This window comes from Nonomuraea sp. NPDC049637, assembly GCF_040675235.1.
Taxonomy (GTDB): domain Bacteria; phylum Actinomycetota; class Actinomycetes; order Streptosporangiales; family Streptosporangiaceae; genus Nonomuraea.
Genome location: NZ_JBFAOM010000004.1, coordinates 119024 through 144876 on the forward strand (window position 1 = coordinate 119024; position 25853 = coordinate 144876).

Sequence of the window (25853 nt, forward strand, 5' to 3'; positions counted from 1 at the left end):
GACCAGGGGTGGACCTCGGCTGCCGCGGAAGTCGTGCAAGGGGGGCCGACCACGTGCGGCCACGGCCTTGACTGGGCGGGTCAGATCGACTAGACCACAGGAAGCCCGGCGATCATCACGCAGTGGAGGACACGATGTCCGGCAGAGCGTTGGTACGACTCGCGGCCCGCGCCGCGTTATCCGCAGTCACGACGGGCGCGCTGGTCGCGGCCGCCGCGATGCCGGCCTCCGCGACGGTCCTGGACCGGCCGCCGCGGACGACCAAGGGGCCGTGCGCGTACACCGAGACCCCCGACGACCCGGCCGTGCGCAAGGTGCCGCTGCCGCCGGACCCGCGGCACACCCCCACCCGCCCGGTCTCGGCGGTGCTCAGGACCAACCACGGCGACATCGGGCTCACCCTCGACCCGGCCAAGGCGCCGTGCACCGTGCAGAGCTTCGTGCACCTGATCCGTCATCGTTTCTACGACGTCACCTCCTGCCACCGGCTCACCGCGTACGACCGGCTGAAGGTGCTGCAGTGCGGCGACCCCAGCTTCACCGGCGAGGGCGGCCCCGGCTACCGGTACAAGGACGAACTGCCCACCGACCTGCCGCCGTGGCCCGGCGACCCGACCGGGGTGCGCAAGACGTACGCGCGGGGCGTGCTGGCCATGGCAAACGCCGGGCCCGCCACCAACGGCAGCCAGTTCTTCCTGGTCTACGGCGACTCGGGCCTGGCGCCCAACTACACGGTGTTCGGCACGGTCGACGCCGCCGGGCTCGCCGCGCTCGACCGTATCGCCGCCGGCGGCATCCAGCCGGAGCCCGACGGGCCCACGCCGCCCGTGGACGGCAAGCCCGTCCTGCCGGTCGACATCCGAGACGCCCGGGTCTGCCGGAAGTAGGCGTCACTCCCGCTCCAGCGCCGCCCCCGTCCTCGATGCGGTGGAAGGGCTCCCGTCCCGCCTGCCGGTGGAACGGGGGCGGCACGGTCTGGAACGCCCTCAGGGCGAGGGCTCCGACCGAGGAGCCGGGAGCAGGGAGAGACACATGAACCTGAGACGCGCGTTCGGCACGGTGGCGGGGCTGGCGCTGGCCGCCGCGGGGATGGTGGGGCTGAGCGGGCCCGCGTGGGCGGCGCTGCCCTTCGTCACCCCGACCACCTGTACGTTCCAGACGTTCAACACCGGGAACTACCTGACGGCGGTGGGCGGCGGGGGCCGTACGACCGATGTGATCCACAGCGACGCGACCGTGGCCCGCTCGTGGGAACGCTTCACCCTCGTGGACGCCGGCGACGGCGTGCACGTCGGCATCAGGACGCTGACCGGCAACTACCTCACCGCCGTGAACGGCGGCGGCCTGCAGACCGACGTCATCCACTCCAACGCCACGCTCCTGCAGGCGTGGGAGAAGTTCGCGCTGGTACGCCAGGGCGGCGACGGCTTCGCCATCCAGACGGTCGACGGCCACTTCCTGACCGCCGTGGGCGGCGGCAACCGCACCACCGACGTGGTGCACAGCGACGCGACCCAGGTGCGGTCGTGGGAGCTGTTCCGGGTGCAGTGCAACCTCACCACCGTGCCCAACGTGCAGGGCTTCGACGACGGCAGCGCGCGGAACTCCATCACCGGGGCGGGCCTCACGGTCGGCGGGGTCACGTTCGACAACACCTGCGTCGACGTTCGCGGGACCGTGTTGTTCAGCAGCCCGGGTGCGGGGGCGACCGTGCCGCGCGGTTCGGCGGTGAACCTCACCGAGTCCAGCGGGGTGGACCGCAACGGGCGGCCCTGCATCTTCAGATGACAGCGGCGGTCCGGCCGCCCGGGGCGATCTCGCCTCCTCGGGCGGCCGGACGCCTTTGCAGCGGACGGCCGCTTCGCTCCGGATCGGGCGTTCTTTCGAGGCTGGCGACTTCGAGCGAGGTGGCCGACTTCGTGTGATTTGTCGCGGTCGGGCGGGTCGGGGGCCGCCTGGCTGGGCGGGTCTGGCGGGTCGGGCGGGTCGGGGGCCGGGCCGGTCGGGCGGGTTCAGCCGGGGGTGTCGGTGCTGCGCCGTGGCTGCCAGGGCAGGCGGTTCTCCAGCTCGACCTCCAGCGAGAAGCTGAGGAAGGTCCGTACGAGCACGATGAGCGCGAGCACGCCGACGCTCACGAACGTCGGCGCCACCGCGACCGTACGGATGATGTCTCCCGCGACCAGGAATTCCAGGCCGAGCAGGATCGCCCGTCCGAGGCCCTGGCGGTAGGCGCGGTAGACGTCGTGCGGGGCCTGTCGCTCGCGTAGCCGCAGCACGAAGGACACGGTGGCCGTCAGGGCGCCCAGCACGATGATCGCCACGCCTGCGAGGTCGACAGCCTGGCCGATCGCCTCCACGATCCGCGCGAAGTCCATGACCACCCTCTTTGTCCCGCCCTCAGCAAGGATCAGCGCCCCACGCCCCACAGACCGCCCCGACACGCCGCTCCAGCCCGCCTCTTTGCCAGGCCACCACACAGGGACTCGAGCGGGGAGGGGGGCGGGCTTTGCGTTAGAGCCACGCGACCAGACGGGGAGCGGGAGGCCGTGTGTCGTTGGACGGGCGCGTACGTCGGGCGGGAGGCCGTGCGCGATCGGAGGGTAAGGGGCGGGGCTTCGGAGGAGGGGGTGGGCCTCGGGCGGAGGCTTTGTGCGCGATCGGAGGGCAGAGGTCGGCCGGGGATGGGGGTGTGCGCGACTCGGGGTGTCGACGGTGCAGCTTCCCGCCGGGGCGGGGCTTGGGGAGGAGGCTGGGCCGTCCAGGTGGTGTCTGGACGGCGGGGGGCTTCGTGGACGGCGGAGGGTGAGGTCAGTTCGTGGGGGGAGGGGGGTTGGGTGGGAGGGAGTCGAGCCAGTCGGTCAGGCGGGTGCCCTGGCGGGTCATGATCTCGGGGTCGCGCAAGGCGTTGGCCAGCAGCGACATCCCCTGGTACGCGCCGACGAAGGTGAGCGCGAGATCGTCGGCGTCCGGCCGGCCGAGGTCGCGGAACTGGCGTTCCGACCAGTCGAGGAGCAGCCGTATGACCCGGCCCGCCTCGACGTCGAGCCCGCCCTCCGCACGTTTGTCCAGCTCGACGGCGAGTGTGCCGGTGGGGCAGCCGTAGCGGGCGGCGCTGTCCCGCTGGCTCACCCAGGCGTCCACCATGGCCTTGAGGCGGGCGCGCGGGTCGGGGAGCCGGTCGAGTTCGGCGGTGAGCTCGGCCAGGTGTCCGGCGTGCTCGGACAGCGCGGCCAGGACGAGTTCGTCCTTGGTCTTGAAGTAGTAGTACACGTTTCCCACGGGCACGTCGGCGGCCTCGGCGATGTCGGCGATGGTCGTCCGCTCGACGCCCTGCTCGTGCAGGACGCGGGCGGCGGCGGCCATCAGCCTGCGCCGCTTGTCGGCCCCCCGGGCCCGTGTCCTCGTTGAGTCAGTCACCCAACTGACTATACGTCGGAGACAGCGCTTCCACGCACCGATCGCCGCCGCGCGGCGCGGCGGGTGGTGTGAGGACGCGGCGAAGGCGCACCGCCTGAGGCGGCATGCTGGAAGGCGGCCACCCGGATGGTGGCGGGTGAGCCACATCGTGCTTACCCGGGGCGCGGGGAAGAGCAAGCCTGCCGCTGAGGGGTAGGAGCGGGCGATGTCCGATGTCGCCGCCGATGTGCCGGATGTGGACAGGGGTGGCGCTGAGCTCGGGATCCCCTCATGACAGAGTTAGCGATCAACGTCCAGCGTCTGCCGGGCTGCCACGTGGTGCACCTCGACGGCGAGCTCGACCGCCTGACCCGCATGCCGCTGGCCCGTACGCTCGCGGAGCTTCTGGAGGCCGAGCGTCCGAAGATCGTGATCGATGCCACCGACCTGACCTTCTGCGACTCGTGCGGCCTCTGGGCCCTCATCGTCGGCCAGCGGCAGGCCGAGCAGCGCGGCGGCACCGTCCGGCTGGTCGGGGTGCACGGGCCCCTGGCCCGTCTGCTGGACATCACCCGTCTGTCGCGCCTGTTCCCCTCGGACGACGGTCCGGCCGAGGCCGCGAGCTGGGCCAGGCCGCGCGGCTGGCCGTCCTGACCCCGGACGGACGGTGAGGGCGGCGGCACCGCCCCTCAGGGCCAGGGGATCAGGTCAGGACGGCGGGGAGGGGGCCGGGTCCGGGCCGTGCGGATGGGACGCGTTGATCATCCGGTACAGCTGATCCTCCGGCCCCAGCCGCCAGCCGAGCAGTTCCAGCAGCTCGCGTACCGTCGGCGAGGCGTTCTGGAGCACCAGCCTGCGCGGCGGCGGCAGGTCGGCGGCCGTGCTGATGATCAGCCGCAGCCCGCCGGCGTCGATGAAGGTAAGCTCGGACAGGTCCAGATGGACGTCGGTCTCGCCGATGCGTAACGCCCACGCCAGCGCTCGGGCCAGCGCGGGCCGTCCATGGTGGTCGATCTCGCCGCGTACGCGCAGGCCGAAGGGGTGCACCATGGGCAGCACATCGGCAGGGTCGCCGGTCTGGTCGGTCATTTGAAATCACACCAATGCGGTCGTCCAGGGCAGAGCCGAGCCGCGCCACGTTCCCTAGCGAGGGAAGGTGCGGGCGCCCCTGACAGATCGCCGAAAACAAGAGGGCCCGGCGCGCCGCGCGTCCATACAGCGTCGGCACATCGGGCAGAGGGAGAGGCAGATGTCGGGCGATCAACCCTTTCCGCCAGGCATTGCCCAGGTCACCATGGCTTCGGCCGCCGGTGAACTGGACAGGTGCGCCCGTGGCGCGCCCGGCTCGGCTCGTTTACTCGGTCGCCTTTCTCCCTGCCCTCGATCGAGCGCTTTACGCCGCCGTAACCCCCGTACCCGGTAGGGGCAAGCGATGCAAGCACCCTTCCACCTGCGGTGCACCATCACCAACAATCTCGCGCTCACCCGCGATCTGGTGCGCGTCTACGCCACCCACGCGGGGCTGTCCGGCGCGCGGCTCGACCACCTGGTGCTCGCCGTCAACGAGGCCGCCGCGAACGTCCTGGAGCACGGTGGCGGTCGCGGCACGGTGACGGCCTACACCGACGCCGCCGTCCTCACGGTCGACGTCTGCGACACGGCCGGACGCCTTCGGGCCGAGCATCTGGCCGACGCCCGGCTCACGCGTCCCTCGCCGTCGGGGCGGCGCCTCGGCCTGTGGCTGATCCACCGTCTGTGCGACGAGGTCGGCATCGACCATCCGCAAGGAGGCAGCAGGCTGCGGCTGCGCATGCGTCTGCCCCTTGCCACCCACCTGCGTCCCTGGCAGGGCGGCGACTCCTCGCCCGCGGCCAGCTAGCCACGGTGCTCCGCCCGCCCGTCTCTGCTCTCAGGCGGTTGGTGAGCCGTCCTGATGAGCGGTGAGCCGCCGGTGAGGACGCGGTGAGCCGCCCCCGCCACTGTTGACCTGTCTCCGCGACCGCGGAGCAGAGGCCACACACGTGGGGAGCGGACAATGGGCATGCTGACCGGCAAGACGGCGCTGGTGACGGGCGGTTCCCGGGGCATCGGCCGGGCGGTGTCGCTGCGGCTGGCCGCCGAGGGCGCGCTGGTGGCCGTGCACTACGGCGGCGACGACGAGGCGGCCAAGCAGACCGTCACCCTGATCGAGGAGGCCGGGGGCCGGGCGTTCGCCGTGCGGGCCCGCTTCGGCGCGAAGTCCCAGAAAAGTGCGGAGAGCGCGGAGAGCGCGGAGGGCGCGGAGGGCGCGGAGGGCGCCAAGGTGGCGGTGGGCGTCAAGGGGGCGGTGGAGCGGTTGTTCGAGGGGCTGGCCGACGGGTTGGCCGGGCGTGGCCTGGACATTCTGGTCAACAACGCCGGCATCGCCTCGACCGCCCCGATCGCGCACCTGACCCCGGCGGAGTTCGAGCGGGTGATGACGATCAACGTCACCACCCCGTTCTTCGTGATCCGGCGCGCGCTGCCGCTGCTGAACGACGGCGGCCGCATCATCAACATGGGCTCGACGGCCAGCCGGTTCGCCGTCACCACGCAGATCGGCTACACGATCAGCAAGGCGGCGCTGGCGGCGATGGCCCCGACGCTCGCCAACGAGCTGGGACGGCGCGGCATCACCGTGAACACGGTCGCGCCCGGAGCCGTACGGACCGACATGACCGCGGGTTACACCTCGATCCCCGAGGTGGTGGCCGCGCTGGAGTCGATCACCGCGCTCGGCCGGCTCGGCGAGCCCGAGGATGTTGCCGACGTGGTCGGCTTCCTGGCCGGTCCGGCGGGCCGGTGGGTGACCGGCCAGACCATCGACGTCTCCGGTGGCACGTACCTCGGGCCGCTCGCCTGACGGAGCCTTGGAACACTTTGCCCATCCATTACGGACAGTGCATATTCCCGTACAAGGAGCTTGCATAGCCTGATTTCATGGGTGATATCCCCCACGCGCCACCACCACCTCCCGGCCCGGCCGACGGCGATGACGGCCGGGCCCACGACGGCGGCCCGACGAGCGACGGCGGCCCGGCGAGCGACGGCGGCTCGGGGGGCGACGCGCACGTCGACAGGCTGCTGCTCGGCGCGGCCACCAGCACGCGGGCGCACGTGTGCGTGCTCTTCGTCCTGGCCGAGGACGGGCGCGTGCTGATGATGGACGCCGAGTCAGGGCTTCCCGAGCCCTTCTCGCGCTCATGGGTGCTGATCAGGTCCACCGACCAGTCACCGGTCGCGGTGGCGGTGCGGCAGCGGCGGCTGGTGTGGGTGCCCGACCGGGAGGCCATGGCCCGCGAGTTCCCGCTCGTGGCGCTCGCCTTCCCGTACGGGTTCGCGCTGGCCGTCGCGCCTCTGGTCGACCGCGACGGCGAGGTGCGCGGGGCGATGATGCTGCTCTGGCCGCCCGCCCCGGCCCGCCGTCCCACCCGGCACCAGCTCGACGTCCTGACCGCCACCTGCGCCGACCTGGCGGAGATCGTGCCGAAGGGGAACCGGCCGGTGCCGCCGGGGCACCAGCCGCGGGTGCTGACCAGGCAGCCGCCCGGCGACGACGACCTCCTGCTGACCTGCCTCAACCGGCTGCCCGAGGGCTACTGCATGCTCGACGTCGAGGGGCGGCTCACCCTGGTCACCGCGCCCGCCGAGGAGCTGCTGCAGGCCGAGGCGGGCGAGCTGACCGGCAAGCGTCCCTGGGACGCCCTGCCCTGGCTGGGCGAGCCCGCCTACGAGGACCGCTACCGCGCCGCGGTCGTCAGCCAGGAGGTCACCTACTTCACCACCCGCAACCCGGGCGGCCAGTGGCTGGCCTTCCACCTCTATCCGGGCCTGGCCGGCGTCACCATGCGGGTCACGCCGAGCACGATGGCCCGCGACCCGCGTCCGGTCATGCCCGACCAGCTCGTCGCCGCCGACCGGCCGCCGCGCCTGGTCGCGTTGCACGAGATGCTGCACCTGGCCACCACCCTGGCGCGGGCCGTCACGGCCCAGGAAGTGATCAACCTGGTCGCCGACCACGTGATGCCCGCCTACCACGTGCAGGCCCTGGCCATCCTCACCTCCAGGGGCGGGCGCATGCAGGTGGCCGCCTCGCGCGGGTACAGCGAGAAGGCGATCGAGGAGTACGACGGCCAGCCCCTGCTGCACCTGCCGCCCGGTCACCCCCTGGCCGCCGGCGCGCCGGCGTTCTTCGGCACCTGGGCCGAGCTGCGCGCGACGTACCCGGAGGCGATCAGGTCGGACGACATGTCGGCCTGGGCGTTCCTGCCGCTGACGGCCGGCGGGCGGACGGCGGGCATGTGCATCCTGGCCTACGACCGTCCCCATCGCTTCACCACCGACGAGCGGGCCAGCCTGACGGCGCTCAGCGGGCTCATCGCCCAGGCGTTCGAGCGCGCCCGGCTCTACGACGTCAAGCACCAGTTCGCCCAGTCGCTGCAGTCGAGCCTGCTGCCGCGCACCCTGCCCGGCGTCCCCGGGCTGGAGGTGGTCGCCCGCTACCTGCCCGCCACGCCCGGCATGGACATCGGCGGCGACTTCTACGACCTGATCCGGCTGGAGGAGAAGGTGGCCGCCGCCGTGATCGGCGACGTCCAGGGGCATGACGTCACCGCCGCCGCGCTGATGGGCCAGGTGCGTACGGCCATTCACGCCCACGCGAGCGCGGGCGCCAACCCCGGCAAGGTGCTCGCGCACACCAACCGCCTGCTCAACGAGCTGGCCCCGGACCGGTTCACGAGCTGCCTGTACATCAGCGTCGACCTGGGGCGGAGCACGGCGTGCGTGGCCAGCGCGGGCCACCTGCCGGCGCTGCTGCGCCGGCCCGGCGAGCCCGCCCAGGTGGTGGAGCCCGCCCCCGGCCTGCTGCTCGGCATCGAACCCGGCACCGAGTACGCCACCACCCAGCTCGCCCTGCCGCCCGGCTCGGTGCTGGCCCTCTACACCGACGGGCTCATCGAGGTCCCCGGACAGGACCTCGGCGAGGCCATCGGCCGCCTGGCCGCCCGGTTCGCCCCGGCGCCGGACCAGCCGCTCGCCGACGTGGCCGAGGACATGATCGCGGCCGCTGCGGCCGTCGAGCACCGCGCCGACGACATCGCCATGCTCCTCCTGCGCACCGGCCCGGCCTGAGCAGCGCCGGCCCGGCCTGAGCAGCGCCGACCGGGCCTGAGCTGCGCCGGTCGCGGTCAGACATGCCAGTGGCGGTCAGGCGCGCCACTCGGGGGTGCGTTCCTGGCGGGCCTGGGCCAGGGCCTCCCTGACGCCCGCGGCGTCCTTGTCGGTGGTGTAGACGGGGCTGCCGGGCTGCTGCCGCCACGACTCGTCGAGGCCACCGGCGTCCACGGGGTCGAAGCCGAGAGCGTCCACCAGGCCCATCACGATCTTCTTGCCGCGCTCGTCGTCGGCGGCCACGGGCAGGGCGATGCGCCCGGGGGTGCCGGAGGGGCGGCCGCCGTGGGCGAGGTGGTCGGCGAAGATGTTGTTGAACGCCTTCACCACCGGATGGCCGAGCTGCTGCTCGACCCACCGGCTCTCCGGCATGCCGGCCTCGATCTCGTCGATCCGGCCGTCGCGCTGGGGGTAGTAGTTGCCGGTGTCCACGACGGTCAGACCGCCGGTGACGTCGTCGAACAGGTCGTCGGGCAGCTCGGGCACCTTGCCCTGGGGGATCGTGACCACGACCAGGTCGGCTCCCTGGGGCGCCTCCTCGACGGTCACCGGCGTCGCCCCGGTCTCGCCGGCCAGGTCGGTGAGCGTCTGGGGGCCCCGGGAGTTGGCCACCGCCACCTCGTGGCCCAGCTCGGTCAGGCGCCGGGTGAGCGTGCCGCCGATGTTCCCCGCGCCGATGATGCCGATCTTCATGCTCCGCCCCCGGTTGTGCGCCTCAGCTACTGCTCGCCAGGATATCGTCACCACGCGTTATCGCTGGTCGGAGGCCATGTCGGCGCGCCGGAGCAGCGCCGGACCGGATTCCGGGCGGAGGGTTCCGACGGCGCAGCTGGCATCAAGTGGTCACCGGCACGCAACTTCCTGGCCGTTCTCCGGCGGAATCTCCGCGCGACGAACCCGCACACTGGATGCCATAGGCAGGCAAACGGACGTTGGAGGGCCGAATGGGAAATTCAGCATTACGTTCCGTCTCACGCGACGCTGAGCGGCGTGAATTCGTCAATCACGCGGGCGGGACGCGTCCGCATATCCAGCTGGTGTCCGACGAGCCGGGCATTCGAGGGTTGTTCCGTTATCGTCCCGAGGCGGCCGAACCGCTGACCCTGCTCTCCGAAGTGCTGCTGTGCGGGGACAGCCCGCTGACCCGGGGCGAGCGCGAGCTGATCGCCGCGTACGTGTCGTCGCTCAACCGGTGCCGCTTCTGCTTCCACACCCACGCGGCCTTCGCCGCCGTCCGCGTGCCGGACGGCATGACGCTGGTCGACGAGACCTGCGCCGACCCGGCGGCGGCCCCGCTGTCCGGCAAGCTCAAGGCCCTGCTGGCCATCGCCGGGGCGGTGCAGCGCGGCGGACGGGAGGTCACCGACGAGCACGTGCGCGCGGCCAGGGCCGAGGGCGCCACGGACCTGGAGATCCACGACACGGTGCTGATCGCGGCGGCCTTCTGCATGTACAACCGGTACGTGGACGGCCTGGCCACGCTGGCCACCGACGACCCCGCCCACTATGCCGACAGGGCCCGCCTGACCAGCGGATACGTGAAGGTGTGGAACGACGAGGCGCTGGACGAGGCCGGCTGAGCGGCCCCGTCCGGCGGGGCGTGATCAGCCGAAGAACTCGTCCACCGAATAGGGGTCGAGCGGGAAGCTCCAGCGCTCGCTGATCTTCCCGTCGGTGATCCGGAACAGCTGCATGCCGCGGTCGTCGAGCGAGCGGCCGTCGCGCTCACCGCGGATGCGCAGGACGGCGGCGACCTGGTCGCCGCCGACGAGGTAGGACTCCGGCTCCAGGCGCAGCGTGCCGGTGGTGGACTTCAGCAGCTCGGCCAGGTAGCCGAGCACGGCTTCCTTGCCGGAGTAGTCGCGGGCCATCGGTCCGCGACCGGGGACGTGGAAGATCACGTCGTCGGCGAGCAGCCGGCGAAGGTCCTCCAGGTCGCCCTTGGCAATGGCGTCGTAGGTGTTGCCGGCAACGGTGATGTGGGGATGCTCATCCATGACGACCGCCAGTCACAAACGGGGTTTAGGTGGCGTCCGTGACATTACGCGCGTCAGTTGCAGGAGACAAGAAGGAGGCGCATTTAACGAGATCTTGCGCAATTGGCGAGAGTGTGCAGACTAGGAGAAAACCGCATCGATGGGAGCTTGCGTGCCCCATATTGCCCTCGATTCCGATGAACCAGGAATCCGCGGACTTTTCCAGTTCAGCCCTGAGACAGCCGCCCCGATGAACGCGCTGGCCGAGGTTCTCCTGCGTGGCGACAGCACACTGAGCCGCGGCGAGCGGGAGCTGATCGCGGCCTACGTGTCGGGGCTCAACGAGTGCCGGTTCTGCACGGCCTCGCACGCCGCGTTCGCCGCCGCCCAGCTCCCCGAGGGCATGACGCTGGTGGACCAGGTCCGCGCCGACCCCGGCACGGCGCCCGTCACGCCCAAGCTCCGCGCCCTGCTCGCCATCGCCGCCGCCGTGCAGCGCAGCGGCAGGGACGTCACCGACAAGCTGGTGGCCGCGGCCCGGGCGGAGGGGGCCACCGACAAGGAGCTGCACCACACCGTGCTGATCGCGGCCGCGTTCTGCATGTTCAACCGGTACGTCGACGGCCTGGGCACTCACGCCCCCGACGACCCCGCCGGGTACGAACTGGCCGCGCAGCGCATCCTGACGCACGGCTACACGACCGTCCCACCGGCGGCGGGACCGCAGGACTGATGGACGCGGAACACCACCGGTTCGTGATCATCGGTGCGGGACCCGGCGGGCTGCAGCTCAGCTACTTCCTGCAGCGCGCCGGGGCCGACTACGTCACCCTGGAACGCGAGGACGCGCCCGGCGGCTTCTTCCGCGCCTACCCGCGCCACCGCCGGCTCATCTCGCTGAACAAGGTGCACACCGGCGAGAAGGAGCGCGAGATCCAGCTCCGCTGGGACTGGAACTCCCTGCTCAACGACGAGCCCGACCTGATGTTCCCGAACTACTCGCGCGAGTACTTCCCGCACGCCGACGACCTGGTCCGCTACCTCGCCGACTTCCAGCGCGTCCACGGGCTGCGGGTGCGGTACTCGACGGCCGTCGAGCGCGTCGAGAAGGACGGCGCGGGCTTCGTCGTCCACACCGGTGACCGGGTTCTCCGCGCCGACTGCCTGATCGTCGCCACCGGCTGGGGCGGCCCGCACGTCCCCGACATCCCGGGCATCGAGCTGGCCACCGGCTACGAGGACGTCCCCGTCAACGGCGAGGACTTCGCCGACCAGCGCGTCCTGGTCATCGGCAAGGGCAACTCGGCGTTCGAGACCGCGCAGGCGCTGCTCCCGTACGCCGCGGTCATCCACCTGGCCAGCCCCAGCCCCGTCCGCCTGGCCTGGACGAGCAAGCACCCCGGCCACGTCCGCGGCCAGTACGGCGCCTTCCTGGACAGCTACTGGTTCAAGACCCTGCACGGCGTCCTGGAGTGCACCGTCGACCGCCTCTGGCGCGAGGGCGGCGGGATCAGGGTCGCGATCACCTACACGCTCGCCGACGGCGAGCAGGCGCTGCTCGACTACGACGCCGTCCTGCGCTGCACCGGCTTCACCATGGACACCGGCCTGTTCGGCGACTCCTGCCGGCCCGCGCTGACCCCCGGCGGACGGATGCCGGCGATCCGCCCCGACTTCCAGTCGGCCGACGTCGACGGCCTGTACTTCGCCGGCACCCTCATGCAGGCCCGCGACTTCAAACGGGCCTCCTCGGCGTTCATCGACGGCTTCCGCTACAACCTGCGCTCCCTGACCGCCCTGCTGCTCGAACGCTACGAGGGCCGGCCGCTGCCGGTCCGCGAGCTGCCCGCCGACGCCGACGTGCTCACCGGGTCGATGCTCGACCGGGTCAACCACAGCTCGGCGCTGTGGACCCAGTTCGAGTACCTGTCCGACGCGTACGTGCTCGGCCCGGACGGCGTCGTGCGCCACTACGAGGACCTGCCGGAGGACTACGCCCGCGAGCGCTTCGCCGCCGCCGGGCTGTGCCTCACGCTGACCCTGCGGTGGGGGCCGCGCGACCGCGCCGACGTGTTCGCCATCCAGCGCCACCCCACCCCCGAGCGGGCCGACGAGTGCGCCTTCCTGCATCCCGTCGTCCGGGCCTGGCGGCACGGCGAGCCGGTCGCCGAGCAGCACCTCCTGGAGGACCTCCAGGCCCGCTGGCGCGACCCCGTACGCCACGTCGAGCCGCTGCGCGCGTTCCTGGCCGACCGGCTTGAGTCGTAGGAACCGACCGGCTTCAGCCGTAGGAGCCGACCGGCTTCAGCCGTAGGAGCCGACCGGCTTCAGTCGTTGGAGGCGAAGCGGGCCACGAGATCGTCGACCACGTCGGCGAGCGCCCCGCGCCGGGCGTGCGCGGCCCGCTGGCGCTCGGCGCCCCCGCCGTTCTCGCGCAGCAGCCGCCACCCCTCCGCGGCCGCCTCCAGGTCGCCGGCCGCGGCCAGCGCGGGCCCGACGTGCTCCAGCAGCCGCGCCACCAGCTCGGCGACCGGCCGCGCCGCCCCCGTGAACGGATCGACGCCGGACCCGCCCAGCCCGTCCCTGGCGGCCCGCCAGTAGGCCACCCGCAGCAGCTCGGCGGGCACCTCGGGGCCGGGATCGCCGTCCCGCACCCGGTGCAGCGACGTGGTGACCAGCGCCCGCACCACCAGCGCGAGGAACACCGACTCGCGCGTGGAGGCGGGCACGTCGGCCACCCGCACCTCCACCGTGGGCAGCCGGGCCGACGGGCGCACGTCCCAGAACAGCGTCCCCGGGTCGACCAGCGCGCCGCTGCCGGTCAGCGCCGCGACCGTGCGCTCGAAGTGCTCCAGCGACCCGAAGTACGGCGGCGGCCCGGCCACCGGCCACTTGCCCCAGGCCAGCACCCGCCAGCCCGCGTAACCGGTGTCGCGGCCGGCCCAGAACGGGGAGTTGGCCATGAGCGCGAGCAGCACCGGCAGCCAGGGGCGCACGTGGTTGCAGACCAGCACGGCCTGCTCCCGGTCGGGCACGTGGATGTGCACGTGACCGGCGCAGATGGCCTGCTCGTCGTGCAGGGCGCGGTAGTTGTCGATGCCGACGCCGTAGCGGGGGTGCGTGGTGATCGGCGGCGGGACGACGTCGCCGATCACCGGCGTGCCGGAGGCGACCACCGCCAGCCCCTCGGCGCGCGCGGCGGCGGCCACGACCTCGCGCATCCGCCGCAGCTCCGCCGCCAGCTCGGCCCGGCTCGCGCAGGGCGTCGTCTTGGCCTCCACCTGGAACTGCGTGATCTCCGTGCAGACCCGGTCGCCCAGCCCGGCCGCGGCGCGGTCGACGACGGCCGCCGCGCCGGGGGCCACGGCGCGGGTGGCGGGATCGACCACCAGGTACTCCTCCTCGACGCCCATCAGGCGGGCGGTCACGCCGCCGGAGGACTGCCCTAACGACTCGGCGGTAGCCGTCATGTGCGCTCCACTCCACTGCTCGACTCGACTGCGGGGACACCGCGGGGACACCGCGGGCACACCGCGGGGACGCTGCCATCCGATCTTGCCCTGCCGGGGGCCGCCGCAGGGCCGAATGGCGCACTCGCCCCGGGGGAATGGCTCTTCTGGCCGCATCACCCCCGCATCCAGAGGAGGGCCCGCCCGTGACCGCGACCATGTCCGTGGAGGAGGCCGGGCACGTGTTCGCCACGCCCGCCGCGTACGCCGACGAGACCCGGCTGCACGAGGCCCTGGCGCTGCTGCGCCGCGAGTCACCGGTGCACCGCGTGGAGGTGCCCGGCTACAACCCCTTCTGGGCCGTCACCCGGCACGCCGACCTGCTGGAGATCGAGCGGAACAACGCCCTGTGGCTGAGCGCGCCGCGCCCGGTGCTGCGCAGCGCGGAGATCGACGCCCGGCTGGCCGAGCAGCGGGCGCGCGGCACCGGCCTGAAGACGCTCGTCCACATGGACGACCCCGAGCACCGCGTCGTGCGCGCGGTCGCCGCCGACTGGTTCCGGCCCAGGGCCATGCGCGCCCTGGAGGTGCGCGTCCGCGACCTGGCCCGCCGCTACGTCGACCGCATGACCGCCCACGGCGGCTCCTGCGACTTCGCCCGCCAGGTCGCCGTGCACTATCCGCTCTACGTCATCCTGTCGCTGCTGGGCCTGCCCGAGTCGGACTTCCCGCGCATGTTGCGGCTCACCCAGGAGCTGTTCGGCCAGGACGACAACGACAACCGGCGCGGCGGCACCGCCCAGGACCACACCGCCGTGCTGGCCGACCTGCTGGGCTACTTCCGCGAGCTGACCGCCGCGCGCCGGGCCAGGCCCACCGGCGACCTCGCCTCGGAGATCGCCAACGCCCGCGTGGACGGCCGCCCGCTGAGCGACCTGGACGCCGCCTCCTACTACGTCATCATCGCCACCGCCGGGCACGACACCACCAGCTCCACCATCGCCGGCGGCCTGGAGGCGCTCATCCGGCACCCCGGCGAGCTGCGGCGGCTGCGCCGGGACCCCGGGCTGCTGCCGCTGGCGGCCGAGGAGATGATCCGGTGGGTGAGCCCGGTGAAGGAGTTCATGCGCACCGCGGCCGCCGACACCGCCGTACGCGGCACGCCGGTCAGGCGGGGGGAGTCGGTGCTGCTGTCGTACCCGTCGGCCAACCGGGACGAGGAGGTGTTCGCCGAGCCGTTCCGCTTCGACGCCGGCCGCGACCCCAACCGGCACCTGGCCTTCGGCTCCGGCGTGCACTTCTGCCTCGGGGCCGCGCTGGCCCGCATGGAGATCCGGGCGCTGTTCGCCGAGCTGCTGCCCCGGCTGGAGAGCGTGGAGTTCGACGGCGAGCCCGCCTGGGTGGCCACCACGTTCGTGGGCGGCATCAAGCACCTGCCGATCCGCTACACGCTGCGCGACCGGCCGGCCGGGGCGTGAGCCCGCCCGCGCGCCCGGCGGCCGGTCAGAACAGCGTGGGGGGCTCGGCCGGCATCGGCTCGGGCAGCGGGCGCAGCCCCGGCACCCGGGCGCGCACCTCGTCGTGGAAGCGGCGGGCGAGCATCGGCGCGTCGGCGTTGTCGGGCGTGTGGACGAACACGGTGGGGGAGCGGCCCTCGCGCAGCCACCCGGCGACCGTGTCCACCCACTCCCGCCAGCCCTCGACCGTGGCCTTGACGGAGTCGCGGCCGAGGTAGCGGACGATCGGATGGCCGGTGAGCGCGCGGGTGCGGCGCGGCACGCGCGGTTTCTTCGTCCACGCGTCGCGTTCGGCGTCGCTGGTCGGCGGGGTGCGGAACAGCGTCACCGTGTCGAAGGGCACCCATTCGGCGCCGGCGGCGGCCAGCACCCGTTCGAGCTGGCCGGCCTGGCGGGCGTCGTCGAAGAAGGCGCGGTGGCGGACCTCCACGGCGTAGCGGTGGGAGCGGGGCAGGCGGCGCAGGAAGGCCGCCAGCGTGCCGAGGTCGGCGGGGCCGAAGCCGGGCGGCAACTGCACCCACAGGGCGTGCGCGCGCGGCCCGAGCGGCTCGACGGCGTCGAGGAAGGCGTGCAGCTCCTGCTCGGCGCCGGTCAGGCGGTGGTGGTGGGTGATGGCCTTGGGCAGCTTGACGACGAAGCGGAAGTCGGGGTCGAGCTGCCGGGCCCACGACTCCACCGTGGCGCGGGCGGGGGTGGCGTAGAACGTGGTGTTGCCCTCGACCGCGTCGCACCAGGTGGCGTAGGCGCGCAGGCGCTCTCCCGGCGGGAGCGGATGGGGCAGGAAACGTCCGTTCCACGGTGTGTGCGTCCACATCGCGCATCCCACATGAAGCCGCATGCCTCCGACGTTAGCGGAGCCGCCGGACGCCCGGGGCCGCCGCAGATGTCCGGGAACGCCACCGTTTAGGCTGGTCGCATGGGCATGGTCGGGACGGTCGGGCTGGTACTGCATCCCCAGCGCGACTCCAAGAAGGCGATCGACACCATCCTGCGCTGGGCCGCGGACAAGGGGGCGACCGTCCTCGGGCTGCCCGAGGAGGTCGGGCGCATCGACTGCAGCGCGGTGCCGGTCGACGCGGTCGCCCTGGTCGAGCGGGCCGATCTGCTGGTGGGGCTCGGCGGCGACGGCACGATGTTGCGGACCATGCGGCTGCTGGCCGGCCGGCCCACGCCCATCCTGGGGGTGAACCTGGGCAAGCTCGGCTTCCTGGCCGAGATCGACGTGGACGAGCTGGCCGGCACGCTGTCGGCCATCGACCGCCACGAATACACGATCGAGCCGCGGATGGCCATCAGGAGCGTGGTCGCCGGGGTCCCGGTGACGGCGTTCAACGACATCGCGCTGGTCCGCATCCCCGGCGAGGGGCTGGCCGGGGTGTCGGTCACCCCGTCGGGCAGCCCGTTCGTGAGCCTGTCCGCGGACGCGGTGATCGTGGCCACCTCCACCGGCTCCACCGCCTACAGCTTCTCGGCCGGCGGGCCGATCGTCTCGCCCCGCGTGGAGGCCGTCCTGGTGGTGCCCGCGGCCGCCCACTCCTCCTTCAACCGGGCCCTGGTGCTGCCCGCCGACGAGGAGGTGACGCTGGAGGTGCTGCCCGCGAGCGGCAGGCTCGCCGTCGAGGTGGACGGACGGGTGGTCGGCCACCTGTGCCCCGGCGACACCGTCACGGTCACCGCCTGGCCGGGGGCGGCGAAGGTGGTCCGCGTCGGCACCACCTTCTACGAGCGCGCCCGCCGCAAGCTGCGGGTGGACGGCAGCGCCGAGGTCGGCTGACCCCGCTCAGCGGCGGTGCCGCGCGGGCCTGGTGAGCGGCCCGCCGGCCCGCACGGGCCTGGTGGACGGCTCGCCCTCCGGCGCCTGCGCGGGCCGCGCGCCGCGGGCGGCTACCAGCGCCGACAGCGCGGTCGTGATCGGCACGGCGGCGATCAGCCCGAGCGTGCCCACGACGCTGCGGACGATCTCCTGGGTCACGACCGGCGTGGTCAGCACGTCGCCGAGCGGCTGCGCGCCGATGCTGAACAGCAGCAGCAGCGGCAGCGACGCCCCCGCGTACGCCAGGATGATCGTGTTGATCACGGAGGCGATGTGGGCCCGCCCGACGCGCCCCGCGGCCCGGTACAGGCGGGCGAAGCCGTAGGAGGGGTTGGCCGCGGCCAGCTCGCCCACCGTCACCGCCTGGGTGACGGTGACGTCGTCGAGCACGCCGAGCGCCCCGATGATGATGCTGGCCAGCAGCAGCCCCTCGGTGTCGATGGACAGGCTCATGCCCAGGGTCAGGGCGGTGTCGTCGGTGACGCCGTTGAGCCGGGCCAGGCCGATCGCCCCGTACGACAGCAGCCCGGTGAGCGCGAGGCTGGCCAGCGTGCCCAGCACGGCCATCGAGGTGGTCAGGGAGAAGCCGTGGGTGAGGTAGAGCACCGTCAGCATGATCGCGGCCGAACCGACGACGGCGACCAGCATCGGCGGCTCGCCCGCCAGGACGGCCGGGATGACGAACGTCAGCAACAGCCCGAACGTCACCGCCAGCCCCACCAGCGCCGTCACCCCGCGCCACCGCCCGAACGCGATGACCGCCAGCGCGAACGCGCCGCCCAGCAGCCACAACGTCGTCGACCGGTCGTGGTCGGAGAGCTGGTAGGCCCCGTCGGCGGCACGCAGCAGCAGCACGTCGTCGCCCGCCGTGAACCGCTGCGCCCCCGGCCCGCCCGGCAGCCGCAGCGTGACGTCGCGGCCGGTGTCGGGCCCCGAGCCGACCCGTACGGTGGCGTTGCCGCAGGTGGCCGGGTCGGGCGCCGGCATGCCCTCCTGGACGGCCGGGCAGCGCCTGAGCGTGATCGAGGTGACCGTGCCCTCGACCCGTTCGACCGCGGGCCCCTCCCGCCCGTCCTGGCCGTCCGGCGCCGCCTGCGCCGCGGGCCAGAGCCACACCAGGCAGGCCAGCGTCGCCAGGGCCAGCGGCACCAGCACGGCCAGGCTCGCCACGACCGCGCCGCGCGACGGCGGCGCGGCGGGCCCGCCGTGGGAATGGCCGTGACCGTGACCGTGACCGTGGGAGGGGCCGGCGGAATGGCCGTGGAACTGATCGGCGCCCATCGCGTGAAAGATCCTCCTCGGCTTCCTGGACTGCGACAGTAACGCACCCGGCGCGGGGTAGGAGCCGGGTGTGGCGACGCTGGTGGGCACCTCCGGATGGCAGTACAAGGACTGGCGCGGCGTGCTGTACCCCGAGGGGGTCCCGCAGCGGTTGTGGCTGGAGACGTACGCGGCCGAGTTCCCCACGGTCGAGAGCAACAACGCCTTCTACCGCCTGCCGTCGCCGGAGACGTTCGCCGCCTGGCGGGAGCGCACCCCCGACGGGTTCGTCATGGCGGTCAAGGCCAGCCGCTACCTCACCCACATCAAGCGGCTGACCGGGCCCGAGGAGCCGGTCGCCCGGCTGATGGCGGCCGCCGGGGCCCTCAAGGAGAAGCTAGGCCCGATCCTGCTGCAACTGCCGCCCACGCTGCGCGCCGACCCCGCCCTGCTCGACCGCTGCCTGGGCTGCTTCCCCGGCGGCGTGCGGGTGGCGGTGGAGCCGCGGCACGACTCCTGGTGGACCGGCGAGGTGCGCGAGGTGCTGCTCGCGCGGGGTGCCGCGCTGTGCTGGGCCGACCGCCTCGGCCGGCCGCTGACGCCGCTGTGGCGCACCGCCGACTGGGGGTACGTGCGCCTGCACGAGGGCCTGGCCGCCCCCCGGCCCTCCTACGGCGCGGCGGCGCTGAAGAGCTGGGCGCGGAGGGTGGAGCAGGCCGGGTGGCGGGACGTCCACGTCTACTTCAACAACGATCCGGGGGGAGCGGCCGTGCGCGATGCCCGGCGATTTGCCAGACTCACCTGATGCGCACGCGTCTGTACAGGAACGGCGTCCTCGAGAAGGAGGGCTTCCCCGTCGAGGAGGTCTCCGACCACGTCGGCGACCCCGAGGCCGTCGTCTGGTTCGATCTGTGCTCGCCCACCCCCGAGCAGCTCAACCAGGTCGGCGAGGAGCTCGGCCTGCACGAACTGGCCGTCGAGGACGTCCTCAGCGACCACCAGCGCCCCAAGGTGGACGTCTACGACAACCACCTGTTCATCACCGTGTACGGCATCCACCTCGACGAGGGCCGCCTCGTCCCGGTCGAGGTGAACGCCTTCGTCACCCGCAACGCCCTGGTGACCGTGCGGGAGAACGCCTGCTTCGACATCGACGAGGTGGTCAGGCGCTGGGACGCGACCTCCCGCCTGGCCGCGCACGGCGTCGCCTTCCTGCTGCACGGCCTGCTCGACTACGTCGTGGACAGCCAGTTCGACCTGGTCCAGGACCTCGACGCGCGGGCCGAGGCCATGGAGGAGTCGCTGTTCGACGACGCGCCCCGCGACGGCAGGCAACTCCAGCGCGCCATGTACGTGCTGCGCAAGGACACCGCCAGGCTCCGCAAGATCTCGATGCCGATGCGGGAGGTGCTCGGCACGCTGCTCCGCCGCGACCAGGAGATCGTCGCCGACCCGGTGATGGCCCCCTACTACGAGGACGTCTACGACCACGTCCAGCGCGTCGCCGAGTGGGTGGAGGCGATCCGCGACATGCTCGCCAACGTCCGCGAGACCCGCCTGGCCCAGCAGGGCTTCCGCCTCAACGAGATCATGAAGCGGGTGACGAGCTGGGCCGCCATCATCGCGGTGCCGACCGCCATCACCGGCTTCTACGGCCAGAACGTGCCCTATCCCGGCTCCGGGCAGATCTCGGGTTTCTGGGTGTCGTCGGTGCTGGTGGCGGTGGCGTCCGTGGTGCTGTACGCGGTCTTCAAGAAGAAGGACTGGCTCTGAACCCTGGCGACAGGCCGTCAGAAGCGCGGCCGGCAGTCCTCGGCCAGCCGCTCGACCGGCACCGGGCCCGCCTGGCGGCCGTCCCGCAGCCGGACGGCCGGCACGCCGTCCGAGACCTCGCGCGGCCCCACCACGAGCTGGTACGGCACCAGCCGGTGCGCCCGGATCCTGGCCCCGAGGCTGCCCCGGTCCGCGGGCGCCAGCTCGGCCCGCAGCCCGGCGGCCACCGCCCGCCGCAACACGTCCTCCGCCGCCGGGAGCTCGGCGTCCGACAGCGGCAGCACGACCGCCTGCACGGGCGCCAGCCACGCAGGGAACGCGCCGCCATGCACCTCGATCAGGTGCGCGACCAGGCGCTCGATCCCGCCGACCACGCTGCGGTGCACCATGACGGGACGCCGCCCGCCCGCGTACGACAGGTCGAAGCGCTCGGGCTGGTACAGGTCCACCTGGACGGTCGACAGGGTGCTCTCGCGGCCCGCCGGGTCGGCGATCTGGATGTCGATCTCCGGGCCGTAGAAGGCGCCCTCGCCGCGTTCCTCGTCGTAGGCGCGGCCGCGTTCCTGTAGCACCTCGCGCAGCACGGCCTCCGAGCGCGCCCACATCGCGGGGTCGTCCACGAACTTGCCGCCCTCGCCGCGCTGCGCCCGCGCGAGCGGTAGATCAGCGCGTGGTGCGGGCAGAGGCTGGGCCGCAGCACGAACTCCTCGCCGCCCACGTTCATGGGCGGGAACATGTCCTCGGCGTAGTGCGCCCAGTGGCCGGAGCGTTCGTACAGCTCGCGTTTGCCGAGCACGGGGGAGTTGACGTGCACGTAGCCGTGGCGGCGTTCGAGCTCGTGGACGTAGTCCTCCACGGCCTTGCGCACGGCGGCCCCGGCGGGCAGCCAGTAGGGCAGCCCGGAGCCGATCAGCGGGTCGGTGCCGAAGATCAGCGGGTCGGTGCCGAAGATCTCCAGTTCGCGGCCGAGCCTGCGGTGGTCGTTCATGATCGTCCTTTGCGGTGAAAGGGCGAACGACCAGCTCCCGGGCGCCCGCCCGGGATGCATGGAATCAGCGCGCCGGGACCGTGTCCGGCGTCGTGGTGACGAGAGCGCGCTGCATGCTGCCACCGTAGCACTGCGGCGGACGTGAAGAAAATCTTCAACAACCGGTCAAGGAATGGCAAATGATATAAAAGAGCCGTGGCTGAGATCACCTTGAGCGTCCGCCAGTTGCAGGCGTTCGCCGAGGTCGGCTACCAGGTCGCGGGCGGTGGCGGCGCGCACGCGGCGATGGCGGCGCTGCGCCAGGTGGTCCCGCTCGACGCCTACGAGTTCGTCGCCTTCGACCCCGCCACCGGCCGGCACCACAGCGTCGTCTCCGACGGCCACCGCCGCATCGACCGCGACGCCGCCGAGGAGTACGCCGCGCTCGACGCCTGCCGCGAGGCCATCGCCGGGCGGCGGCCGGTGCCCATGCCGCAGCCGGGCACCGAACGGTACTTCCGCCGCCACCTGGCCCCCTACGGATGGCGGGCCGGCCTGACCGCGCCGCTGTTCCTCGCCGACGGCGGCCGCTACACCGGCCTGCTGCACCTGGCCGCCAAGGACGCCTTCCCGCTGCTGGCCGGCGCCCTGGTCGCCGCCGTGAGCCCGATGCTCGCGCACGTCACCGACCTGACCCGGTGCGTGATCGACCCCGCCGGGCTGCCGCCCGACTTCCGCGCCGTCGCCTTCGACCGGCTCGGCGAGCGCCGCGCGGTGCCCGGCCACGAGGTCTCCCGCGAGCTGTGGGACGACCCCGCCATGGCGGCCTTCGCGCGCGCGTTCATCGACTCGCGCGAGCTGAGCCGGCGCGGCCTGTGGCTCGACGGCGGCGGCCGCTGGCACGAGGTGCGGCTGCTGCGGGCCGGCGTCGGCTACCAGGGATCGCTGCAGGGCGCGGTCGCCGCCGAACGGCCCTGCCCGCTGCCCTACGACCTGACCGGCCGCGAGGTCGACGTGCTCACCCGGGTCGCGGCCGGCGACTCCAACCCGCAGATCGCGGCCTGCCTGGTGCTGAGCGTGCGGACGGTGACCACCCATCTGGAGCACATCTTCGCCAAGCTGGGCTGCGACAGCCGGACCAGGCTCACCACGAAGGCGCTGGCCGAAGGGTTGTGCCGGCTCGACCTGTGACGCACGGCTCCTGCCCGCCGGGCACGCGGGCCTGCGTCAGCTCGAACCAGACGGTCGTCGAGCCCCCTTCGCGGACGAACCCCCAGCGGTGGCTGAGCGCCTCGATCAGCGGCAGCCCCCGGCCGCTGGTGGCCTGCGGAGCGGTCCGGCACACGCACGGCGGGCCGTCCGCGCCGCCGTCGGCCACGCACACCCGGACCGTGGTGTCCGAGCTGAGCACCGACACCGTGAACGAGCCGCCGTCCCCGGACCTTGAGTGCAGGATCGCGTTCGTGGCCAGCTCGCTGGTGAGCAGCACCACGTCGTCATGGAACGGATGATCGCGGCCGAGCGCGGCCGTCACGAGCCCCCTGGCCCGCGAGACCTGGGACGGAACTCCGGGAAGCCGCACCGCGAGGTCGCGGAACCCGGGCGTCTCACCCCCGTCGGCATGGTCTGAGTCCCTCGGCGCCACGGCGACCTCCCCCGAATCAGGTGACGTCATGAGACGCGCGGGCAGGGGGCGAGAGATTATCGCGAAAAGGTAGGAATGCTCTTTCCAAGGTCGCCTGCACGACCTGCCGCGGCGACCGAGTACGCTGCGATCGACGAGTCGTCTAGGCCCGTGGGGGAGCAAAGCGTGCACAGCAGCCTACTCGCCCGGCCGTCGGAGGAGGTCGCGTGAGCAGCCTGGAGGCCGTCTGGGTGGAGCCGTACGACCGGCCCGGGGCGGCCGTCGTGACCGGCGTCTTCGACATCCTGCACGTCGGCCACGTGCGCTACCTGGGCGCCGTGGCCGCCCGCGGGCTGCCCCTGGTGGTCGGCGTGGAGGACGACCCGCGCGTGCGGGCGTGGAAGGGGCCCAGCCGGCCGTTCAACCCGGCGGCGGAGCGGGCCGAGGTGCTGGCCGCGCTGCGCTGCGTGTCGGGCGTCTTCGTGGTCGCCGGCCCGCCCGAGGCCCACGGCCCCGAGGACTACATCGACCTGCTCGCGCCGATGCGGCCCGGTGCGCTGGCCCACACCGCCGGCGACCCGCACGCGGGCGCGCGCGCCACGGCGGCGGCCATCCTGGGCGCGGAGTGCTGGGAGATGGCGGCCATCCCCGACCGCTCCACGACCCGCATCGTGAACGCCGCCGGCAAGGGCTGACGAGCCGCCGCCCCGGAGCGGCCGGGGCGTCGCTGAAACGGGCAGCGGCCATGATCGCGTAATCTTTCATGCCATGATGGCCGACCTGGTGGCGAAGCGGGTGACGAACCTGCTGGCACCGCAAGTGCTGGTGATCGTCATGCCGCCCGCCGTGGGCCTGCTCGCCCAGGGATGGACCGGCGCGGCCTGGGGGCTGGTGGCCTCGGCGTTCTGCGGCGGCGTGCCGGCGGCGGTGATCGCGCTCGGCGTGCGCTCGGGGCGGCTCGACTCCCACCACATCGTCGACCGGGCCCGCCGCACCGGTCCGCTGCTGGCCGCCGTGGCCGCCGTGCTGGCCGCGCTCGCGCTGCTGGTCCTGCTGGGCGCGCCGCGGCTGCTGGTGGCCACGGTGACCGCGATGCTGGTCGCCCTGGCGGTGACCGTGCCGATCACCACCCGCTGGAAGATCTCCTTCCACGCCGCCGTCTCGGCGGGCACGGTGGTGGTGCTGGCGCACGTGCTGCCCGCCGTGCCGGTGGCGATCGCCGGCGCGGCCGTGGTGGCGCTGGTGTGCTGGGCCAGGGTCCGTCTCGCCCATCACACGTGGGCGCAGGTCGCGGCGGGTGCGCTCACCGGCACGGCCACCACGTGGGTGACGCTGGCGCTGTTCGGGGTCTGAGCGCCGGAATAGCACCGCCGCCACGCGGGTTGGCGGGGACATGGATGCCACGAACCGGGGCCGGGTCCGCGTCGAGCGGTCGGCCAAGCGCGTGCGGACCTACCTGGGCGGCCGGCCGATCGCCGACACGACCCGGGCCCTGCTGGTGTGGGAAGGCCCCTTCTACCCCACCTACTACTTCCCCCTCCAGGACGTCGAGCAGGCGGCGCTCAAGCCGACCGGCGCGTCCAGGCACTCCCCGAGCAGGGGCGACGCCGCCGTCCACACGGTCACCTCGGGCGCCGCGCAGGCCCCCGAGGCGGCCCTGGTCTACGACGACTCGCCGCTGGAGGAGATCCGCGGGCACGTGCGCTTCGACTGGGACGCCATGGACGCCTGGTTCGAGGAGGACGAGGAGGTCTACGTGCACGCCCGCGACCCGTACACGCGGGTGGACATCCTGCCGAGCTCGCGGCACATCCGGGTGGAGGTCGACGGGGTCACCGTGGCCGACTCGCGCAACGCCCGCATCCTGTTCGAGACCGGCCTGCCGGCCCGCTACTACCTGCCGAAGACCGACGTACGGCTCGACCTGCTGGAGCACACCGACACCGCCACCCACTGCCCGTACAAGGGCACCGCGGAGTACTGGTCGGTCAACGGGAAGAAGGACCTGGCCTGGTCCTACCGCACGCCGCTGCCCGAGAGCGAGCGCGTGGCGGGGCTGATCGCCTTCTACAACGAGAAGCTGGACATCTTCGTCGACGGCGAGCGCGAGGAGCGTCCGCAGACCAAGTTCTCCTGAGCCAGGCCCTGCGCCCCGCCGCTCGGGCGGGGCGCACGCGGGCCTCAGGCGGCCGGCGCCCAGTGCGGGTCGCGGCCCAGGTAGCGCAGCAGGGCGGCGACCTCGTCGCCGGAGGGGTCGTCCGGGAGCGCCTCGGCGTAGGCGCCCCACGGGCGCAACGGGTCGGCGATCTGCCGGGCGACCTCCAATAGCGGCCCGGCCATCTCCGGCGTCAGCGGCGAGGGCTGACCCGTGGCCACGGCGATGTCCCAGGCGTGCACGGCCGCGTCGAGCGCGCACGCCGTCGAGCCCGCCCACGGCGACATCTTGTTCGGCGGCACCGGGGTGGGCACCTCGGCGGCATCGCGGTCGACCGCGGCCCACGCCCTGGCCGAGCGGGTCAGCGCGTCGTCGAGCTCGGCCGCCGGGTCGGCGCCCGGCTCGGCAGGCGGGTCGAACGGGTTGAACGCCGGCCCGGGCTCGCCCGTGAGCGTGGCGGCGAAGCCGATCTGGTCGCCCACCGCGTGCTTGAAGACCTTGGTGACGCTCCACTCGGAGCACGGGGTCGGCAGGCCCCAGCCGCCGGCCGGGATGCCGCTGACGGCCTTGCGCAGCGCCTCGTGCGAGGCGTCCAGAACGTCCCAGCCGCTGATGATGTCGCCCATGTGGAGCTCCTTTCGAGATGACTCCATAATAGCAGAACGGAATGCTTTGTTCCACTAGTTTGCGAGAGCGGCCTGGAGGAGGCGCTGACCGCCTGGTTCGGCCCGGC

At 73.0% G+C, this 25853-nt stretch carries 28 protein-coding genes; 17 read left to right on the forward strand and 11 right to left on the reverse strand.

Annotated elements, in window-relative coordinates; genetic code table 11:
* Positions 1–134 precede the first annotated feature (134 nt).
* Together AB0J71_RS07365 and AB0J71_RS07370 are read left to right on the forward strand one after the other, a co-directional pair.
* A complete protein-coding gene (locus AB0J71_RS07365) occupies positions 135–887 on the forward strand; it encodes a peptidylprolyl isomerase (protein WP_352324202.1) in 753 nt (250 codons plus the stop codon).
* 145 nt (positions 888–1032) lie between these two features.
* Entirely contained in the window at positions 1033–1788 is a 756-nt protein-coding gene (locus AB0J71_RS07370) for a PASTA domain-containing protein (protein ID WP_364413258.1), read from the forward strand.
* Positions 1789–2012: 224 nt separating this feature from the next.
* Here the strand turns inward: AB0J71_RS07370 and AB0J71_RS07375 are convergent, their stop codons facing one another.
* Both AB0J71_RS07375 and AB0J71_RS07380 read right to left on the reverse strand, forming a co-directional pair.
* A complete protein-coding gene (locus tag AB0J71_RS07375; protein ID WP_352324204.1) occupies positions 2013–2375 on the reverse strand; it encodes a DUF1622 domain-containing protein in 363 nt (120 codons plus the stop codon).
* A gap of 433 nt (positions 2376–2808) precedes the next feature.
* Positions 2809–3417 carry a TetR/AcrR family transcriptional regulator gene (locus AB0J71_RS07380; RefSeq protein ID WP_364413260.1) on the reverse strand — a complete coding sequence of 203 codons (609 nt, stop codon included), beginning with the start codon at positions 3415–3417 and terminating at the stop codon, positions 2809–2811.
* Between the two features lie 270 nt (positions 3418–3687).
* Between AB0J71_RS07380 and AB0J71_RS07385 the strand changes: the two genes are divergently transcribed.
* Complete coding sequence (locus tag AB0J71_RS07385) at positions 3688–4050, forward strand: STAS domain-containing protein (RefSeq protein WP_352324207.1); 363 nt, start codon at positions 3688–3690, stop codon at positions 4048–4050.
* A 54-nt stretch (positions 4051–4104) separates the two neighbouring features.
* Here AB0J71_RS07385 and AB0J71_RS07390 read toward each other — a convergent pair whose 3' ends face one another.
* Complete coding sequence (locus AB0J71_RS07390) at positions 4105–4485, reverse strand: STAS domain-containing protein (protein WP_364413262.1); 381 nt, start codon at positions 4483–4485, stop codon at positions 4105–4107.
* A gap of 343 nt (positions 4486–4828) precedes the next feature.
* Between AB0J71_RS07390 and AB0J71_RS07395 the strand changes: the two genes are divergently transcribed.
* The 3 genes from AB0J71_RS07395 to AB0J71_RS07405 all read left to right on the forward strand — a co-directional run bounded on the left by AB0J71_RS07395 (position 4829) and on the right by AB0J71_RS07405 (position 8547).
* Positions 4829–5275, forward strand: coding sequence for an ATP-binding protein (locus AB0J71_RS07395; protein ID WP_352324209.1), 447 nt, complete (start codon positions 4829–4831; stop codon positions 5273–5275).
* Between the two features lie 156 nt (positions 5276–5431).
* Positions 5432–6277 (forward strand): SDR family oxidoreductase, encoded by an 846-nt coding sequence (locus AB0J71_RS07400; protein WP_364413264.1) that lies wholly within the window; start codon positions 5432–5434, stop codon positions 6275–6277.
* 77 nt (positions 6278–6354) lie between these two features.
* Positions 6355–8547, forward strand: coding sequence for a SpoIIE family protein phosphatase (locus AB0J71_RS07405; RefSeq protein ID WP_364413266.1), 2193 nt, complete (start codon positions 6355–6357; stop codon positions 8545–8547).
* Positions 8548–8622: 75 nt separating this feature from the next.
* Here the strand turns inward: AB0J71_RS07405 and AB0J71_RS07410 are convergent, their stop codons facing one another.
* Positions 8623–9333: an NAD(P)-binding domain-containing protein gene (locus AB0J71_RS07410; protein ID WP_352330333.1), complete on the reverse strand. Its 711-nt coding sequence runs from the start codon at positions 9331–9333 to the stop codon at positions 8623–8625.
* 290 nt (positions 9334–9623) lie between these two features.
* Here AB0J71_RS07410 and AB0J71_RS07415 point away from each other — a divergent pair, with 290 nt between their 5' ends.
* Positions 9624–10166, forward strand: a complete 543-nt coding sequence (locus AB0J71_RS07415) for a carboxymuconolactone decarboxylase family protein (protein WP_364413268.1) — start codon at positions 9624–9626, stop codon at positions 10164–10166.
* A gap of 24 nt (positions 10167–10190) precedes the next feature.
* Here AB0J71_RS07415 and AB0J71_RS07420 read toward each other — a convergent pair whose 3' ends face one another.
* Positions 10191–10583, reverse strand: a complete 393-nt coding sequence (locus AB0J71_RS07420; protein ID WP_352330337.1) for a nuclear transport factor 2 family protein — start codon at positions 10581–10583, stop codon at positions 10191–10193.
* A gap of 139 nt (positions 10584–10722) precedes the next feature.
* Here AB0J71_RS07420 and AB0J71_RS07425 point away from each other — a divergent pair, with 139 nt between their 5' ends.
* Positions 10723–11295, forward strand: coding sequence for a carboxymuconolactone decarboxylase family protein (locus tag AB0J71_RS07425; protein ID WP_364413270.1), 573 nt, complete (start codon positions 10723–10725; stop codon positions 11293–11295).
* Positions 11295–12830 (forward strand): NAD(P)-binding domain-containing protein, encoded by a 1536-nt coding sequence (locus AB0J71_RS07430; RefSeq protein WP_364413272.1) that lies wholly within the window; start codon positions 11295–11297, stop codon positions 12828–12830. The genes AB0J71_RS07425 and AB0J71_RS07430 overlap by 1 nt, the downstream gene beginning before the upstream one ends.
* A 59-nt stretch (positions 12831–12889) precedes the next feature.
* Here the strand turns inward: AB0J71_RS07430 and AB0J71_RS07435 are convergent, their stop codons facing one another.
* Positions 12890–14032 carry a glutamate--cysteine ligase gene (locus AB0J71_RS07435; protein ID WP_364413274.1) on the reverse strand — a complete coding sequence of 381 codons (1143 nt, stop codon included), beginning with the start codon at positions 14030–14032 and terminating at the stop codon, positions 12890–12892.
* 185 nt (positions 14033–14217) lie between these two features.
* Between AB0J71_RS07435 and AB0J71_RS07440 the strand changes: the two genes are divergently transcribed.
* Positions 14218–15489, forward strand: a complete 1272-nt coding sequence (locus AB0J71_RS07440) for a cytochrome P450 (RefSeq protein WP_352330495.1) — start codon at positions 14218–14220, stop codon at positions 15487–15489.
* A gap of 25 nt (positions 15490–15514) precedes the next feature.
* Here the strand turns inward: AB0J71_RS07440 and AB0J71_RS07445 are convergent, their stop codons facing one another.
* Entirely contained in the window at positions 15515–16366 is an 852-nt protein-coding gene (locus AB0J71_RS07445) for a DUF72 domain-containing protein (RefSeq protein WP_364413276.1), read from the reverse strand.
* Positions 16367–16444: 78 nt separating this feature from the next.
* Between AB0J71_RS07445 and AB0J71_RS07450 the strand changes: the two genes are divergently transcribed.
* Positions 16445–17302 carry an NAD(+)/NADH kinase gene (locus tag AB0J71_RS07450; protein ID WP_364389647.1) on the forward strand — a complete coding sequence of 286 codons (858 nt, stop codon included), beginning with the start codon at positions 16445–16447 and terminating at the stop codon, positions 17300–17302.
* Between the two features lie 6 nt (positions 17303–17308).
* Here AB0J71_RS07450 and AB0J71_RS07455 read toward each other — a convergent pair whose 3' ends face one another.
* Complete coding sequence (locus AB0J71_RS07455; protein ID WP_364413278.1) at positions 17309–18622, reverse strand: YibE/F family protein; 1314 nt, start codon at positions 18620–18622, stop codon at positions 17309–17311.
* 70 nt (positions 18623–18692) lie between these two features.
* Here AB0J71_RS07455 and AB0J71_RS07460 point away from each other — a divergent pair, with 70 nt between their 5' ends.
* Both AB0J71_RS07460 and AB0J71_RS07465 read left to right on the forward strand, forming a co-directional pair.
* Complete coding sequence (locus AB0J71_RS07460; RefSeq protein WP_364413280.1) at positions 18693–19406, forward strand: DUF72 domain-containing protein; 714 nt, start codon at positions 18693–18695, stop codon at positions 19404–19406.
* The gene (locus tag AB0J71_RS07465) at positions 19406–20374 is read left to right on the forward strand and encodes a magnesium transporter CorA family protein (protein WP_352328873.1); all 969 of its coding nucleotides are present in this window, start codon (positions 19406–19408) and stop codon (positions 20372–20374) included. The genes AB0J71_RS07460 and AB0J71_RS07465 overlap by 1 nt, the downstream gene beginning before the upstream one ends.
* Positions 20375–20391: 17 nt before the next feature.
* On the opposite strand, the gene AB0J71_RS07470 is transcribed toward AB0J71_RS07465, so the two are convergent.
* Positions 20392–20994: a His/Gly/Thr/Pro-type tRNA ligase C-terminal domain-containing protein gene (locus tag AB0J71_RS07470; RefSeq protein ID WP_364413282.1), complete on the reverse strand. Its 603-nt coding sequence runs from the start codon at positions 20992–20994 to the stop codon at positions 20392–20394.
* A gap of 563 nt (positions 20995–21557) precedes the next feature.
* Here AB0J71_RS07470 and AB0J71_RS07475 point away from each other — a divergent pair.
* Positions 21558–22532, forward strand: a complete 975-nt coding sequence (locus AB0J71_RS07475) for a LuxR C-terminal-related transcriptional regulator (RefSeq protein WP_352328875.1) — start codon at positions 21558–21560, stop codon at positions 22530–22532.
* On the opposite strand, the gene AB0J71_RS07480 is transcribed toward AB0J71_RS07475, so the two are convergent.
* Positions 22486–22986: an ATP-binding protein gene (locus tag AB0J71_RS07480; protein WP_352328877.1), complete on the reverse strand. Its 501-nt coding sequence runs from the start codon at positions 22984–22986 to the stop codon at positions 22486–22488. The genes AB0J71_RS07475 and AB0J71_RS07480 overlap by 47 nt on opposite strands.
* A gap of 206 nt (positions 22987–23192) precedes the next feature.
* Between AB0J71_RS07480 and AB0J71_RS07485 the strand changes: the two genes are divergently transcribed.
* The 3 genes from AB0J71_RS07485 to AB0J71_RS07495 all read left to right on the forward strand — a co-directional run bounded on the left by AB0J71_RS07485 (position 23193) and on the right by AB0J71_RS07495 (position 25102).
* On the forward strand, positions 23193–23660 hold the full coding sequence (locus AB0J71_RS07485) for an adenylyltransferase/cytidyltransferase family protein (RefSeq protein WP_352328879.1): 468 nt from the start codon (positions 23193–23195) through the stop codon (positions 23658–23660).
* Positions 23661–23733: 73 nt separating this feature from the next.
* Positions 23734–24318, forward strand: coding sequence for a hypothetical protein (locus AB0J71_RS07490; RefSeq protein ID WP_364413284.1), 585 nt, complete (start codon positions 23734–23736; stop codon positions 24316–24318).
* Between the two features lie 40 nt (positions 24319–24358).
* Positions 24359–25102: a DUF427 domain-containing protein gene (locus tag AB0J71_RS07495; protein ID WP_364389652.1), complete on the forward strand. Its 744-nt coding sequence runs from the start codon at positions 24359–24361 to the stop codon at positions 25100–25102.
* A gap of 44 nt (positions 25103–25146) precedes the next feature.
* Here AB0J71_RS07495 and AB0J71_RS07500 read toward each other — a convergent pair whose 3' ends face one another.
* Positions 25147–25746: a TIGR03086 family metal-binding protein gene (locus tag AB0J71_RS07500; protein ID WP_352330995.1), complete on the reverse strand. Its 600-nt coding sequence runs from the start codon at positions 25744–25746 to the stop codon at positions 25147–25149.
* Between the last annotated feature and the right edge of the window lie 107 nt (positions 25747–25853).

Bases quoted from the DNA above. Each gene is read 5' to 3' on its own strand.
- AB0J71_RS07430 (WP_364413272.1), top strand. From the start codon at position 11,295: ATGGACGCGGAACACCACCGGTTCGTGATCATCGGTGCGGGACCCGGC.
- AB0J71_RS07400 (WP_364413264.1), top strand. From the start codon at position 5,432: ATGGGCATGCTGACCGGCAAGACGGCGCTGGTGACGGGCGGTTCCCGG.
- AB0J71_RS07445 (WP_364413276.1), bottom strand. From the start codon at position 16,366: ATGCGGCTTCATGTGGGATGCGCGATGTGGACGCACACACCGTGGAAC.
- AB0J71_RS07365 (WP_352324202.1), top strand. From the start codon at position 135: ATGTCCGGCAGAGCGTTGGTACGACTCGCGGCCCGCGCCGCGTTATCC.
- AB0J71_RS07455 (WP_364413278.1), bottom strand. From the start codon at position 18,622: ATGGGCGCCGATCAGTTCCACGGCCATTCCGCCGGCCCCTCCCACGGT.
- AB0J71_RS07420 (WP_352330337.1), bottom strand. From the start codon at position 10,583: ATGGATGAGCATCCCCACATCACCGTTGCCGGCAACACCTACGACGCC.
- AB0J71_RS07495 (WP_364389652.1), top strand. From the start codon at position 24,359: ATGGATGCCACGAACCGGGGCCGGGTCCGCGTCGAGCGGTCGGCCAAG.
- AB0J71_RS07405 (WP_364413266.1), top strand. From the start codon at position 6,355: ATGGGTGATATCCCCCACGCGCCACCACCACCTCCCGGCCCGGCCGAC.
- AB0J71_RS07385 (WP_352324207.1), top strand. From the start codon at position 3,688: ATGACAGAGTTAGCGATCAACGTCCAGCGTCTGCCGGGCTGCCACGTG.
- AB0J71_RS07395 (WP_352324209.1), top strand. From the start codon at position 4,829: ATGCAAGCACCCTTCCACCTGCGGTGCACCATCACCAACAATCTCGCG.
- AB0J71_RS07375 (WP_352324204.1), bottom strand. From the start codon at position 2,375: ATGGACTTCGCGCGGATCGTGGAGGCGATCGGCCAGGCTGTCGACCTC.
- AB0J71_RS07425 (WP_364413270.1), top strand. From the start codon at position 10,723: ATGGGAGCTTGCGTGCCCCATATTGCCCTCGATTCCGATGAACCAGGA.
- AB0J71_RS07450 (WP_364389647.1), top strand. From the start codon at position 16,445: ATGGGCATGGTCGGGACGGTCGGGCTGGTACTGCATCCCCAGCGCGAC.
- AB0J71_RS07465 (WP_352328873.1), top strand. From the start codon at position 19,406: ATGCGCACGCGTCTGTACAGGAACGGCGTCCTCGAGAAGGAGGGCTTC.
- AB0J71_RS07490 (WP_364413284.1), top strand. From the start codon at position 23,734: ATGATGGCCGACCTGGTGGCGAAGCGGGTGACGAACCTGCTGGCACCG.
- AB0J71_RS07435 (WP_364413274.1), bottom strand. From the start codon at position 14,032: ATGACGGCTACCGCCGAGTCGTTAGGGCAGTCCTCCGGCGGCGTGACC.
- AB0J71_RS07390 (WP_364413262.1), bottom strand. From the start codon at position 4,485: ATGACCGACCAGACCGGCGACCCTGCCGATGTGCTGCCCATGGTGCAC.
- AB0J71_RS07370 (WP_364413258.1), top strand. From the start codon at position 1,033: ATGAACCTGAGACGCGCGTTCGGCACGGTGGCGGGGCTGGCGCTGGCC.
- AB0J71_RS07500 (WP_352330995.1), bottom strand. From the start codon at position 25,746: ATGGGCGACATCATCAGCGGCTGGGACGTTCTGGACGCCTCGCACGAG.